At 50.4% G+C, this 13,754-nt stretch carries 11 protein-coding genes, 1 tRNA gene and 1 pseudogene; 6 read left to right on the top strand and 7 right to left on the bottom strand.

The genetic code is table 11. The annotated features are described in order from the left end of the window. Nucleotide 1 precedes the first annotated feature (1 nt). The gene (locus B0F88_RS14840; RefSeq protein ID WP_104424718.1) at nt 2–1,696 is read left to right on the top strand and encodes a formylmethanofuran dehydrogenase subunit A; all 1,695 of its coding nucleotides are present in this window, start codon (nt 2–4) and stop codon (nt 1,694–1,696) included. 5 nt (nt 1,697–1,701) lie between these two features. Further along, the gene (locus B0F88_RS14835; protein WP_104424717.1) at nt 1,702–2,688 is read left to right on the top strand and encodes a CobW family GTP-binding protein; all 987 of its coding nucleotides are present in this window, start codon (nt 1,702–1,704) and stop codon (nt 2,686–2,688) included. Nucleotides 2,689–2,873: 185 nt separating this feature from the next. On the opposite strand, the gene B0F88_RS14830 is transcribed toward B0F88_RS14835, so the two are convergent. From B0F88_RS14830 to B0F88_RS14810, 5 genes and pseudogenes are all read right to left on the bottom strand, one after another. Then, the gene (locus B0F88_RS14830; protein ID WP_104424716.1) at nt 2,874–4,595 is read right to left on the bottom strand and encodes a bifunctional protein-serine/threonine kinase/phosphatase; all 1,722 of its coding nucleotides are present in this window, start codon (nt 4,593–4,595) and stop codon (nt 2,874–2,876) included. A gap of 43 nt (nt 4,596–4,638) precedes the next feature. After that, complete coding sequence (gene cynS / locus B0F88_RS14825; protein WP_104424715.1) at nt 4,639–5,082, bottom strand: cyanase; 444 nt, start codon at nt 5,080–5,082, stop codon at nt 4,639–4,641. A gap of 86 nt (nt 5,083–5,168) precedes the next feature. Beyond that, the gene (locus B0F88_RS14820) at nt 5,169–5,978 is read right to left on the bottom strand and encodes a formate/nitrite transporter family protein (RefSeq protein WP_104424714.1); all 810 of its coding nucleotides are present in this window, start codon (nt 5,976–5,978) and stop codon (nt 5,169–5,171) included. A 419-nt stretch (nt 5,979–6,397) separates the two neighbouring features. After that, nucleotides 6,398–6,550 (bottom strand): annotated as a pseudogene (locus B0F88_RS19775) (IS110 family transposase); the annotation flags it as partial. Between the two features lie 68 nt (nt 6,551–6,618). After that, nucleotides 6,619–8,151, bottom strand: a complete 1,533-nt coding sequence (locus B0F88_RS14810; protein ID WP_104424712.1) for a hypothetical protein — start codon at nt 8,149–8,151, stop codon at nt 6,619–6,621. Nucleotides 8,152–8,658: 507 nt separating this feature from the next. Here B0F88_RS14810 and B0F88_RS14805 point away from each other — a divergent pair. From B0F88_RS14805 to rsmA, 4 genes are all read left to right on the top strand, one after another. Continuing rightward, complete coding sequence (locus tag B0F88_RS14805) at nt 8,659–9,978, top strand: esterase (RefSeq protein WP_219820874.1); 1,320 nt, start codon at nt 8,659–8,661, stop codon at nt 9,976–9,978. 194 nt (nt 9,979–10,172) lie between these two features. Then, nucleotides 10,173–10,249 (top strand) — tRNA-Asp (locus B0F88_RS14800). Between the two features lie 116 nt (nt 10,250–10,365). Beyond that, entirely contained in the window at nt 10,366–11,355 is a 990-nt protein-coding gene (gene pdxA / locus B0F88_RS14795) for a 4-hydroxythreonine-4-phosphate dehydrogenase PdxA (protein ID WP_104424711.1), read from the top strand. Further along, nucleotides 11,356–12,135, top strand: coding sequence for a 16S rRNA (adenine(1518)-N(6)/adenine(1519)-N(6))-dimethyltransferase RsmA (rsmA, locus tag B0F88_RS14790; protein WP_104424710.1), 780 nt, complete (start codon nt 11,356–11,358; stop codon nt 12,133–12,135). A 281-nt stretch (nt 12,136–12,416) separates the two neighbouring features. Here the strand turns inward: rsmA and B0F88_RS14785 are convergent, their stop codons facing one another. Next, on the bottom strand, nt 12,417–12,971 hold the full coding sequence (locus B0F88_RS14785) for a cytochrome b (RefSeq protein ID WP_104424709.1): 555 nt from the start codon (nt 12,969–12,971) through the stop codon (nt 12,417–12,419). A gap of 182 nt (nt 12,972–13,153) precedes the next feature. Next, nucleotides 13,154–13,591, bottom strand: a complete 438-nt coding sequence (locus B0F88_RS14780; RefSeq protein WP_104424708.1) for a GNAT family N-acetyltransferase — start codon at nt 13,589–13,591, stop codon at nt 13,154–13,156. Between the last annotated feature and the right edge of the window lie 163 nt (nt 13,592–13,754).

Genomic DNA, 13,754 nt, shown 5'->3' with positions numbered 1-13,754 from the left:
GATGTTGACGCGTTTAACAGGCGGGCAGCTGTTCGATCCCGCCCAAGGCCTGAACGGCACCGTTCAAGATCTGTTTATCCGGGATGGCGTGATTATTTCCGAGCTCGATTCAGGCGTAGCGATTGATGCCGATTATGACGTCTCCGGCAAAATCGTCATGGCCGGGGCGGTTGATATTCATAGCCACATTGCCGGCGGCAACGTTAACACCGCGCGCTTGTTGCTGCCCGAACAGCACCGCAACTACATGGCCCGCAAGCTGGGTCACGCGTTCAGCACCGCGCGCTGGTCAACCACCGAAACCGGCTATCGCTACGCGCAAATGGGTTACACGACCGTCGTTGAACCGGCGGTATTGCCCGCTAACGCGCTGGATGCCCACTTGCAAATGGCCGACATTCCGATCATCGATACCGCGGGTTTGGCCATTCTCGGTAACGATGATTTCCTGTTGCGGCTGCTGCGCGCTAAGGCTAGTCAAAACCAGGTCAACGATTATGTGGCCTGGACCTTACAGGCGACCCGCTGTTTGGGATTAAAGGTGATTAATGCCGGCGGCGCCAATGCTTTTAAATCGAATGTGCGCAGTTTTGCGTTGGATGATGTGGTGCCGGATTACGGCGTGAGTTCCCGGCAGATTTTGCAAACGCTGCAACGCGCGGCGTGCGACATTCAACTGCCGCACCCTGTACATGTGCATTGCAATAACTTGGGTCTCCCCGGCAATGTCGATACCGCTATCGCCACCATGGAAGCCGCGCAAGGCTTGCCGATGCATTTGGCGCATATCCAGTTTTACGGCTATGGCAACGAAGGCGGCCGGGGCTTTTCATCGGCGGCGGCCAAATTAATCGACGGATTTAATCAACATCGCAATATCACGATGGACGTCGGTCAGGTGTTGTTTGGCCAGACCGTGACTATTTCCGGCGATGTGATTGCCCAATACAGCCGCCGTAACGATGCGACGCCCAACAAATGGGTTATGTGGGATGCCGAATGCGAAGGCAGCGGCGGCGCTGTTCCGTACCGTTATCAGCAAAAAAGTTTTGTTAACAGCTTGCAATGGTTGATCGGCTTGGAAATATTTTTGCTGGCCGAAGACCCGTGGCGCTTGTTTTTTACTACCGATCATCCCAACGGCGGCCCGTTTACGCGCTATCCGCATTTGATCCGGCTGTTAATGGATTACGATTTTCGTTTGGAATGCATGGCCGAACTGAATCAGGAAGCGGTCGCGATGAGTTTATTAAAGGAGCTGAAAAAAGAGTTTTCGTTGTATGAAATCGCCGTTATGACCCGTACCGCAGCGGCGCGTATGCTAGGCTTAAAGGATAGAGGCCATTTAATGCCCGGCGCCATTGCCGATATTGCGGTGTACACCCCGGAAGCCGATAAGGAGGCCATGTTCAGCGCTGCCGACCTGGTCTTTAAAAACGGGGAATTGGCGGTAAAAAACGGCGTTGTACAGCAGCGCCGTAACGGCGCCACGCAAATGATTCAGTTGCCTTTTGATCGGCAAATCAAACGCGAACTACAGGCCTACTACGACCGCTTTTATAACCTGAGCCTGGATAATTTTAAGGTGGAGGATGTCAGTTTCAGGCAGGCCGATAGTGAACGCTTTGTCAGCCATGATGCCGGACAGCCTTATTCGGCCTGTCGGGAAGCCGCCGCAAATACCATTTATCAATAAATCACATGAATAATTACAGTCTAGCCAGGTCATCCAACGTTATTGAACGCATACCCGTATTCATTATCAGCGGTTTTCTCGGCAGCGGGAAAACCACGTTACTGAATCGTTTATTGAGCCATGCGCCCCAATCCGCCGTGATTATCAATGAGTTCGGCGCCACCCCGATCGACCAACAATTGCTGCGCGAGCACAAAGTACCGTTATCGACCTTGGTCGGCGGCTGCTTGTGCTGTCAGGTGATAGGTTCGTTAACGCCCTTGCTTAAAAACCTGCGCATGGCCTGGGATTCCGGGGACAGGCCTTTCGAGCGGGTGATCATCGAAACCAGCGGCGTCGCCAATCCTGAACCGGTGCTGGACATTTTGTTAAGGGAACGTTGGCTGGCTGCGCGGTACAGCTTGCAAGGCGTTATCGCCACCGTTTCGGCGAGCATGGATACCGATCATTTCGACTATTTTCCCGAAGCCCAGGCCCAAATCGCTTGGGCGGATACGGTGGTCATGACGCAAACCGACTTGGCGACAGCGGAAGCGATTGCCAAACTGGATGCGCGCTTGTCGGTCTTGGCTCCCGCCGCAACCCGTCTGACCGCAGTGCAAGGCGAGCTTGACCACAATGCGCTGCTCAATTTGCCGAACAAATTCAGGCGGCTGCGTAATACCGAACTGCCCGAGTTACCGGATCACGGTTTCAGCAGCATCACCTTGCAGCTTGAGCATCCGTTACCGTGGGAGCGGATGCAAAAAACATTGGAATACCTGATTGCCCATTACCCTAAACAGCTGGTCCGCGTAAAAGGTATGGTTTACACGCCAGGGCAAAACCAACCCTTGCTGGTGCAAGGGGGTGCCGGAAGGCTTTATCCGGCAACGCGGCTGCCGGTAAGAACGTCCGATGACGGCGTTGGACGGCTGGTTATTATTACCCAAGGTGAAGTAAAGGGTTTGGCTGAAGAGCTGATGACGCAATTGCGCAGTCATAATGTGTGAATGAATTCTTCGCTAATTGCAAATTTGTTAGCTGGAAGCCTGAAATCTGGCTGATAGTAGCCGGACAATAAATACGCAATAGCAGGTTCTGGATTTGCACGGCGCGCTACGCCGCGAATTGAGTGCTTTCTACCCGCTCGATCCATGCAGCGCGGCAAACAGGACAAAACTATCTGTGCGTAACATCAGTTATTCAATAATACTATGATGATAAGCGCGAGGATAAAAGAAACACCTTTCCAGAAAGCCAATGGGTTTCGTTCCAAAAGTGGTTGACGGGTCTTGTTCAGAAACGCCTGATTCGGATGACGCAGATCGAAAATGAATTCGGTCAGGTCCTCGTAGCGTTTGTAAGGATTCGGATGCGCCGCCTTCCTGATCGCATCGTCAACCCAGGCTGGAATTTCGCGATTCTCATAACGCAAAGAGTCATACATTAATTTGTTTTGCGCGGCTTTGGTCTTGCATTTGGCTACTTCAGCGCCATAGGGCAGCTTGCCGGTCAACATTTGATAGGCAATCACGGACAGGGAAAACATATCCGAACGTTCGGAACCCTGTTCCCCGAGAAAATACTCCGGCGCGGTATATTGGGCGGTACCCAGTATGTCGTCGCGCCTGATCGGCGTGGTCATTTCGATAATGCCCGCGACCCTCGTTGAACCAAAATCAATAATCTTCACGGTGCCGGTGCTGTCGATCATGATGTTGGCGGGTCTCAAATCCTGATGCAGCATTTCCAGCCGGTGAAAAGCTCTCAAGCCTTTCGCTATTTGCTCGACAATCCCTCGCACGGTTTCCAGGTCCGGTTTCGGATTGTCGATCATCCACTGCGTCAAGGTCTGTCCGTCAATGAATTCGGTGACCACGTATAAAAAATTGCGCTTGCGCGTCTGCGCGCATGGTTTGAGCACATGCGCATTATTGATGCGCCGGGCGATCCAGTCTTCCATCAGGAAGCGTTCCAAATAAGCCGGATCGCCCCGAAGGTCGATAGACGGGGTTTTTATAACGACCTGAGCGTTAGTTTCGTTATATACCGCCAGATAAATGTGGCTGCGGCTGCTGGCGTGTAATTTCCTGACAATGGTATAGCCGTCAAACAGCATCCGCGCTTCCAATACCGGCGGGAACGGCAGCTCGGTTAACGACTGGTAAAGCTCGTTAGCGCTCTGTTTGGGTAAGTTTTCGACTCTGACGATCTGAACGGTGAGGTTATCCGTACTGCCTTGCAGGTAAGCTTGATCGACGATCGCTTTGGCTGTGGAATCGAGATTCCCCCCGGCTTTGCTGATGGCGTCGACGATGAATTCCGGGCCGGCAAATTCGTAAACGCCATCGGTCGCGAACAAGAAAATATCGCCTTTTGCCACGGGCAGGGCTTTATGATCGATTTCAAGATGGGAATCCATTCCCAAGGCGCGGCTTAGATAGCTTTTATCCTGCGAAATCCAAAGCCGATGATCGTTGGTGAGCTGTTCCAGGTCATGGTCGCGCAATCGGTAAATCCGTGAATCGCCCACATGGAAAATATGCGCGGTAGTGGATTTGATCACCATCGCGCTTAAGGTACAGACATAGCCTCTGTCCATATCGTAACAATACCGGCTTTGCCGGGTTTGCGCATGCAACCATGAGTTGCTTGCTATCAAAACCCGCTGTACCGACTTTTTTACCGACCAAGCTTCCGAAGTGCAAAAATAATCCTCCAAAAAGCCGGTCACGGCGGCTTGACTGGCAATGTGACTGACATCGCTGCTGCTGATCCCGTCGGCCAGGGCAATAGCAACGCCTTTCGAACTCAACTGCGGTTCTTTCGGGATATAAACGCCGTGGAAATCCTGGTTGATTTCCTTACGGCCTTTGTCCGAGCATTGGCCTACGGAGATTTTTAATCGGCTGGACATTTTTTATGGCGAGCGGCCGCAGTCATTCACAGGGCTCAGACCTTCAATAACTTTTATAAGGAAGAAATTTACCGCTCATCACGATCTTGACACGGTCTCCTTTGGGATCGGGTTCACGTTGAAGATCCATGCTGAAATCGATGGCGCTCATAATGCCGTCACCGAACTCTTCGTGAATCAGCGCTTTAAAGGTAGTGCCGTAGACGCTGACCAGCTCGTAGAAACGATAAATCAACGGATCGGTCGGCACTGCGGAGGGCAGGGAACCCTTGTAGGGAACAACTTGCAATTGTTCGATAGCCTCGGCGGGCAACTCCAGCATGGCGCCGATCTTGGCGGCCTGTTCGGCGTTAAGCGTCATCTGTCCCAACAGGGCGGCTGTCGTCCACTCCTTGCTCTGACCGATGGCGTCGGCCAGTTGAGGCCATGTCAGTTGTTTGCGCAGTTTGTGCGTGATGATCAATTCGGTAACTTCGTTGCGTGTCATGATGAGCCCTTTTACAAAGTAAACAGTGATTGTTAATCAGCCTCAGACACTGATGGGCTGAGGCTTTCTTGTATCATTCGGATCAATTATAAGGCGCGTTTAGGCGCGGTTTTTATATGCGTGGAATAGAGGGTCAACCCGGTAAACGCAAGCCCGCCGATCAGATTGCCCAAAACGGTCGGAATCTCATTCCAGATAAAGTAATCCATAATCGAAAAATTTCCTCCCATGATCAAACCGGCCGGAAACAGAAACATGTTGACGACCGAGTGCTCGAAGGCCATGCCAAAGAACAGCATGATCGGCATCCACATGGCGATCACCTTGCCGCTAACGGACGTGGAAATCATCGCCCCGACCACACCGGTGGATACCATCCAGTTACACAGCATGCCCCTGATAAAGATCGTAAACCAGCCGGCCACGCCATATTTTGCATAGCCCAGCGTCCGCGCTTCACCGATGCCTGCCAGCTTTTTGCCCACATCATTAGGTTCAACGGAAAAACCGTAGGTGTAGACAATCGACATCATAACCGCTACCGTTAAGGCCCCAAGAAAATTACCTGCAAAGACTAAGCCCCAGTTCCTGAAAATACCGTCGATGGTTACGCCTGGACGTTTATCAATCAGTGCCAGCGGCGTCAAAACAAAAACACCGGTCAGAAGGTCGAAACCTAGCAAATACAGCATGCAAAAACCAACCGGGAATAAAATCGCACCAAAAATCGGCGAATTCGTTTGCACAGCAACAGCGACCGCAAATACCGCAGCCAACGCCAGAATCGCTCCGGCCATATAAGCCCTGATCAAAGTATCTCTGGTTGACATGAAGATTTTGGATTCACCTGCGTCGACCATCTTTGTGACAAATTCTGAAGGAATCAGATAGGACATAACTCACCTTTAAAAAATTAGATACACAATGAATTGAGGTGTCGGATAAGACACTTTCATTCGTTTGATTAAGCTTGTTTTCGCAAGCTGTTGATACCCTTGGAAACGAGCGTTCTTTTACTCGTTTGCGGATAACCAATTAAAAAGGCATAAACAATAGACGAGTAAAATTATCGCCGCCTGTTTAAAACAAGCGACTTTTCAACGCCATTGTTGAAGGGAAGATGCGCCATTGCACCACATTGCTAAATAAAGCATAGATTGTGCCAATCATATTAATCCAACCGTTTAGCGTGACGAGTGAGGCTTTAGCTAAAACCGCGGGACATTCTTTGCACCGAAATGAATGGTGTATGCACCAAAACGGGAAGATGAGGCCGGAAACTTCCATGAGCCTAGAAAAACAGTTGAGCATTTAGCCGCGTTCGCCCTGGGCTCCGCCGGAGCCTGTCGAATTCGTTGTTGCCAGGACAAACCCCGGCCCAAGGCCGGTTGGCGGGTGAGCCAAAAGCGCCGATGTCATCACCGATTTCGACTGATAACATAGCGGCACTGATGAGGCCAATGGCGGGGGGCTGCGAACAGCGCAAAATCTATCGGCGGATTCCTTTGCGGAGCTTAATGACACGGGAGGGAATAGCTAATTATTTGTCCTCGCCGTTTTGAAGCTGGCTGACGCTCCCAACAAGCCGACCATGAAGAAAGCCGTGCCGACCAGGGTGAAACGCAGATTCGTTTCCTGGATGGACATGTCGCCGGTCGCATAAAGCATGATGATGACGGAGACTAATCCCCAGCCAAGAAAACGCAACACCGCGGCCATGACCAGTTTGCCTAGCGCTTCCGATTCGCTGACCGGCGTGTCCATACGGTAAGCCACAAAACCGCACATCAGTGCCGGCAGAATTCCCCAGCGCATATGTTGTATGAAGCTTTCCAGAAACTTGAAGTGATCTTTGTAGTAAGTTAACTCGAGTATAAGCGCCGATGCGGAGGTGCTGACAATGAAGCCCATCACCATCATTGCCATATAGAAGCCATAGTATCGATCGGATTGCTCCCGTTGATGCCTGAAGGCAAGCGTCCGGGAAATAAAAACCAGCGCTATCGGAAGAATATAGATCGGGATGGCGTAGGCGACCCAGCGGAGCGTATTGTAATCAAAGTGCGCCAGCGGTTGACCGGGAAACAGGAAAACATTGTGCAGCCAGACTGAAATCTCCCGGCCCAACATGGCCCCGGCGGCGGTGGCCGCCGTAAACAGCAGGATGTATTTATAGGTGTGTTTAAGGCGGGCCTCGTGGACGTTGCCGCCGAGCTGCTTCACGGTTGCCCATATCTCATTTTCGCTTGCGCTGCCGAATACGACCAGAGAGGCGAGCAAGCGGCAGAGCAGGCCGGTCAGGTGGTCCAGTTCCTTCAGCAGGTTGACCGTTTTGGTATAGTGCGGTTCGGCTTCTTTCCAGACGGCCACTTTTTCCGACATCGCATTGTAGGAGATGCAGATTTCCCCCCATTTCAGGGACGGTTCGTTAAAAAAACGGCGATAGGACTGTTGGTTGGCGTAGTTTTGTATACGGTCGAAAAGAAGGCAATTATGAGCCCATTTATACTCGACCGTGGCGCTGGATTTATCGAAATCGCCGGGGTCGATGCTCGGCACCAGCAGGCGGTTGTTGATTTGTGCTTTTAGCGTGTCATCGACCGCCGACAATCTCGATGTGATCAACGCGTTATAGACCTCTACCGCCTTGGTCGGAATTGCGAAAGCGTCATGGATGCTGTCCCTTAGAATAAGTAAAGGATTGAACCCGCTTTCCCAGGCGATAAAAAACAGGAACAGCCCGGCGGCAATCAAAGGTATGATCGTGTTTCCGCCCAAGCCATTCAGAAGATTCACTAATTCGCCTGAACGCAGGTTCTTTACGATCAGCGTCACCAGCGGTTCCAAGGACAGCCACTGCCAAGTAAGCAGCCAATAAAGCGCGGACATAAGCGTACAGTACGATGCGATCCCTATCCAGTAGATGCTTCTGCGGCTAAAGTATTGGGGTAGCGTCGGTTCGGCGCCTAGCTGAATTCGGCGTTTCTGGAAGGATCGATAGGCGAGAAAGAATGCGGCGACGGTTCCAAGAGATTGCACCGCAAAGTTAATCAAGAGTTCGACAGTCATGGTGCGGTTGCTCCTAGGTACTTTTCACAGGTTTTGAGTTTAGGGAAAATGTTCAAGTTCCGCCCGATTATAAACGGGCTTAGGGTATGTTCGTTAATAACTTAACGAAACTTTAATTTTCATCGTTCCCCCGCTCCGCGTGGTAATGCAAAGTGAACCGCAGAGCGGGGGAACTTTAAAATTAACCGGCTGAATGATCAAAAAAGCGGTGGCGCGGACAGACATACGCTCTGAAATCCCCGCATCCTGTCGATTCTGCCGGAAGCAGCATGTCAAAAGTAGGGCGACATGGAGCAGTTGCCGAGAATTATACCGGAGAACATGATTCAATATCTGTTGTTGAATCTGGAGGCGATACCTCTTGGCGGCTCTAAATTAATGGCGTTCGCTGTTATCTGCGTGTACTATCAAAATTGACGGTGTAATGACCTTTGCCGTTATAAAATTTGACCCGTCAATATCCGGTGGTCGCTGTATTTGATCGAAGTACAAGGGGAAGGTGATTGTATGTCTAATAAAAATTATATTTTGCTTATAACAACGCTACTGTCTGTATTGTTCCTCACCGGTTGTGCGCAAAACGCCGCATACCGTACCGATTATCAGCCTTGCGTATACGCCCAGTCCGGCGATTGTGCGAAACACGCCATACAGCATCATGCGCCAGGGCGGCCCGATGAATATTATCTGTCTTTTATCGAGTTTGATGATCAAGGCCAGTTATGGGAGCGCGAGCAGATGCGAAAAGTGTTGGATAGTTACCTTCCCATAGCCGGTGTCGACGATGTGCTGCTCGTCGCGTATATCCACGGCTGGCATCACAACGCCGATCCTGAAGACGGCAATATTAAAGACTTCCGGCGGCTGCTGACTAAACTGTCCCAGGCTGAATCCCACGGCGGCACAGGACGTAAAGTGTTAGGGGTTTACATCGGATGGCGCGGAGACTCCATTACCATCCCGGTGATTAACGCCGCGACTTTCTGGGATCGAAAAAATACCGCCCAGAAAGTGGGCCAGCAAGGCGTCACCGAAGTCTTGCTGAGGCTGGAAGAAATAGTCAATGTCAAAGCCGGTATGGAAACAGCAAAACCCCAGCCGTTTAACAGTCGATTGGTTACCATTGGGCACAGCTTCGGCGGGGCCGTGCTTTATACCGCCTTGCAGCAAATTCTTGAAGACCGTTTTATCGACAGCCGAAAAAATAAAACATTTACGGGCGATGCAAATGGTTTGGGCGATCTGGTGGTATTGATGAACCCGGCGTTTGAAGCTTTGCGTTATTCGACCCTGTACGACATCTCGCAGGACTATTGCCGCAGCTATTTTTCCAGTCAATTACCCAAACTGGCGATTCTCACTTCGGAAACTGACCGGGCTACCGGCTGGGCCTTCCCTATAGGACGGTTTTTTTCAACTTTTTTCGAAACCCATACAACGCTTGACCGGCATAATTGTAAGGGTGTGGGCAAAATAAGCCCGATGGAAATTGCAGAGGGCGAAGCCGACCGGCATACCGTCGGCCACTTTGATCCCTATCTCACGCACCGCCTCAATCCTTTAACAAGCACTGAAGAACGCAGCGTAAATTTCAATTATCACGCTTTACAAAGTCGCTGGTCACAACAAAAAGTGCTCGGTTCGTTTGCATTTGAAAGCACAGAGCTGATTCATCTGGGGAAAACAGTCCCCAATAATCCTTATCTCAACATCGAGGTGGATCAGCATTTGATTGAGGGACACAGTGATATTTGGCATGATGAAATCGTTAGTTTCCTGCGTGACCTGATCATGATATCGACCTCGCCGGGACAGTCAGTGCAATAAAGATAATTCTGCCAAAGGTGGACAAGTAACAAGATGTTTACCCACCTTTTTGCTGCTCAGCATTAAATTAAAACGGTTCAATTAGAAGCATTAGGCGCTTCAAGCCGGGTTGAATAAATTGCGATAATCGATCAGGCCAAGCCTTAACGCTTGACAGATTAGGGTAATCTTATAGAATACGCGCCTCGAACTGCGGAGCGGTAGTTCAGTTGGTTAGAATACCGGCCTGTCACGCCGGTGGTCGCGGGTTCGAGCCCCGTCCGCTCCGCCATCCAAACAGCGCATAAAATCAGCTATCAAACGACTCTCTTATCGTTCAAACCGGTGTTTTTTAAATAATCCCGGTAGTTATGCTGTAAAATCACTCTTTTTTATCCCAGCTCTCAGATGACAATCAGGCTACCCGTACCGCGTATCGCATTAACTCCCGGAGAACCCGCAGGCATCGGGCCCGACCTTTGCATTCAGCTTGCACAGCAGAATTTACCTTGCGAAATCGTCGTTATAGCCAGTCCGCAATTGCTGGAAGAACGCGCCAGACAGCTAGGCCTGCCGCTGCAAATAAAAGAGTTCGACAGCGCGCTGCCTGCCGCCGCCCAGACTGCCGGATGCATGACCGTATTGCCGGTGGAGCTGGCCGAACCGGTTCAGTGCGGCCAGCTCCACCCGGCCAACAGCCGCTATGTGTTAAAAACCATCACCAAAGCGACCAAAGGCTGCATGGATGGGGTTTTTGACGCGATGGTCACCGCGCCTGTACACAAGGGCGTTATCAACGATGCGGGCCTGTCTTTTAGCGGCCATACCGAATTTATTGCGGACATTACCGGCGGTCACCCGGTGATGATGCTGGCGACGCCGGACTTGCGGGTGGCGCTGGTGACGACGCACCTGCCGCTGTCGGAAGTCAGCAAGGCCATTACCCATACCCGGCTACGCACGGTTATTCGGATACTGGAGCAGGATTTGCGCTCGCGCTTTGACATAGCCTACCCGAAAATACTGGTGTGCGGGCTTAATCCCCATGCCGGAGAAAACGGCCATCTGGGCAGGGAAGAGATCGACATTATTGAACCCGTACTCAACACTTTTCGTAAACAGGGCATGAACCTGCGCGGGCCGCTGCCGGCCGATACGCTGTTTACCGCCAAGTACCTGGATTCGGCGGATGCGGTATTGGCGATGTACCACGACCAGGGTCTGCCGGTGCTTAAGCATATCGGCTTTGGCCGGGCCGTCAATATCACGTTGGGATTGCCTATCGTCCGCACTTCGGTTGACCACGGCACGGCTTTGGACCTTGCCGGCAGCGGTAAGGCCGATTTAGGCAGCCTGCAATTCGCACTGCAAACCGCATTAACAATGGCTGCACACTAAATGGCACATACTCCGCGCAAGCGCTTCGGTCAGAATTTTCTTCATGATCACAACATTATTTACAACATTATCTCCAGCATCCAGGCCGAGCCCGGTCAGCATTGGGTTGAGATAGGGCCGGGGCAGGGCGCATTGACCGAGCCATTGCTGAACGAAGGCGTGCGTCTGGACGTGGTCGAGCTGGACCGGGATCTGGTGGTTTTGCTTAGGGAGAAATTCAAGCAATACCCCGACCTGAACATTCACAGCGCCGATGCGTTAAGGTTCGATTTTTCGTCGCTGGCGGATGGGGGGAAACTGCGCGTTATCGGTAATTTGCCTTATAACATTTCAACGCCGCTGATGTTCCATCTGCTGGATAACGCCTATTGCATCGAAGACATGCATTTCATGCTGCAAAAAGAAGTGGTCGACAGGATTTGCGCGGTTCCGGGCAGCAAAAAATACGGTAGGCTCAGCGTGATGATGCAATATTATTGCCAGCCTGAGCTGTTATTCGAGGTTCCGCCGGAAAGCTTCGATCCGATTCCGCAGGTGATGTCGGCTATCGTAAGGCTGGTGCCGCACCGGCAACCGCCGGTTGCGGTTAATGATGTGAGCAAACTCAACCGAGTTGTGACTCAGGCGTTTTCGCAACGGCGAAAAACCTTGCGAAATTCGCTGAAAAAACTGATCACTGAGGAAGAAATCACCGCTTTGGGCATAGACCCGACATTGAGGGCTGAAAACATATCGTTGGTTGAGTTTGCGAGTTTAAGTAATCTGTTGCAGGAAGAGTAGGGGGCGCTGTGCGTACCTTTTCAAAGCGTTCGGGGTAAAATCAGGCTCGAAAAAGGTAAGCGATGCATACCTGGCTGATTTCACCGGCGGTTTGATTGGCAGGGTTCGGCCATCAAGAGACGGTCATATCATTCTTTTGTACGACCGGTCTTCCTACAAACCAGCCATTCAACGTAAAAGTAAGGGCGCGCCGGTTGGCACAGGATAAAAAACCTGTGAGCTTGGACAAACTAATAAACTCAACAATTGCTAACGGTCGGCGCGTCCCAATGACTGCAATGTTATATTTTTTTACCGAGCATTCTCAGTAATGTTGAATCTTTGTAAATTAAATGATGCTTGAGTGCTCCCGCAATGTGTAGAACAATAGCCAAAATAAGCAGGTAGCCGAGATATTCATGGGAAATTTCCCCGAAATAACCCCAGAACTGGCTTAAAGGGATGGTTTTTTCTGGGTTAGAGGGGTCTATATTTTCATGAAGAATTTCAAAGCCAAAGATACCAAAGCCATGTCCGGTAGCACCAGAGAAGATCATTCCTGTAATCGGCATCAGCACAGTACTAACGATAAGCACCCAATGTACAATTTTGGCGAGCAGCATCTCACGTTTATCATAGTTTGAAATCGGCACAGGCCAGCCTTGCTTTATGCGCCTAGCCACTCTAAGCACAATAAGGCTGACCAGGATAATACCGATGGACTTGTGCGTATCATAATAGTCATACAGCTCGAAATTGGTCATACACAATCCCAAGCCAATAAGCCCAATAATCGTGAAAGCGATAATCCAGTGTAAAATAAGGGTAAGCCAACTCAGGCTATTTTTAGTATCCATTTAATTTTCCCAGAAATTATGTGCGCTAATATTTTCTATTCCAGAGTTTCCAAAGCTAATGATCCACATTAATAAGCTTTCGTGAATTCAAATTACCAGCGCATAACCCACAATTTGTTTCATCGAACTAACGTGGAGCTAAGGGGCGGTCGCGATAGCGACCGTCCCCCTTGAGCGTAGTGTTATGAGTGCCACTGCATCTTATAAAATGAATCATCTTCATCATACTGGCAAAAACCTAATTTTAAATAGAATGGTCTGACCAGATTGGCTTTGATAATACTAAGCCGTAATGGTAAAGATTTTTCTTTTGCGATGCTCTGGATGTAAGTCAGAACCCGCCGCCCTACGCCTTTTTGTTGGTACTCTGGTTTGATAATAATCATTTCTAGCCAAAGATGGTCGTTACTTTCCTTTAAAACGAATCCGCCAATTCTTTCGAGACCATTTTTAATTATTTTCCAGTCAGTGGGCTTCAAGTTATTATCAAAGCCATTGCTTTGAAATTCCTCATTCCAACCCCAAGTGGCTTTAATACATGGCTTCATCGCGTTTTGGTAGAGATTGTAAAGCCATTCTTTATCAGACGTTTTACCATCCATTAACTGAAACTCTTTCATGCCTTCACTAACTCATAACGTGGAGCTAAGGGGCTGCGCACTTTTGCGCAGTCCCGCTTGAGCGTAGGGTTGGACGAAGCCGCTACCGCGGAGAACACCCCGCTGAACAGCCCCCGATAAAACAATTAAAATTTAACCTCAAGCCCTCATCAGAGGGATCGTT

It is taken from the genome of Methylobacter tundripaludum, from assembly GCF_002934365.1.
GTDB lineage: Bacteria > Pseudomonadota > Gammaproteobacteria > Methylococcales > Methylomonadaceae > Methylobacter_A > Methylobacter_A tundripaludum_A.
This window is presented reverse-complemented; position numbering and strand designations above follow the sequence as displayed.

What these genes read in the sequence shown, in the direction of transcription:
- B0F88_RS14810 (WP_104424712.1), bottom strand. Translation starts at nt 8,151, where the DNA reads ATGACTGTCGAACTCTTGATTAACTTTGCGGTGCAATCTCTTGGAACC.
- rsmA (WP_104424710.1), top strand. Translation starts at nt 11,356, where the DNA reads ATGGCACATACTCCGCGCAAGCGCTTCGGTCAGAATTTTCTTCATGAT.
- B0F88_RS14830 (WP_104424716.1), bottom strand. Translation starts at nt 4,595, where the DNA reads ATGTCCAGCCGATTAAAAATCTCCGTAGGCCAATGCTCGGACAAAGGC.
- B0F88_RS14805 (WP_219820874.1), top strand. Translation starts at nt 8,659, where the DNA reads ATGTCTAATAAAAATTATATTTTGCTTATAACAACGCTACTGTCTGTA.
- B0F88_RS14820 (WP_104424714.1), bottom strand. Translation starts at nt 5,978, where the DNA reads ATGTCCTATCTGATTCCTTCAGAATTTGTCACAAAGATGGTCGACGCA.
- B0F88_RS14840 (WP_104424718.1), top strand. Translation starts at nt 2, where the DNA reads ATGTTGACGCGTTTAACAGGCGGGCAGCTGTTCGATCCCGCCCAAGGC.
- B0F88_RS14835 (WP_104424717.1), top strand. Translation starts at nt 1,702, where the DNA reads ATGAATAATTACAGTCTAGCCAGGTCATCCAACGTTATTGAACGCATA.
- B0F88_RS14785 (WP_104424709.1), bottom strand. Translation starts at nt 12,971, where the DNA reads ATGGATACTAAAAATAGCCTGAGTTGGCTTACCCTTATTTTACACTGG.
- pdxA (WP_104424711.1), top strand. Translation starts at nt 10,366, where the DNA reads ATGACAATCAGGCTACCCGTACCGCGTATCGCATTAACTCCCGGAGAA.
- cynS (WP_104424715.1), bottom strand. Translation starts at nt 5,082, where the DNA reads ATGACACGCAACGAAGTTACCGAATTGATCATCACGCACAAACTGCGC.
- B0F88_RS14780 (WP_104424708.1), bottom strand. Translation starts at nt 13,591, where the DNA reads ATGAAAGAGTTTCAGTTAATGGATGGTAAAACGTCTGATAAAGAATGG.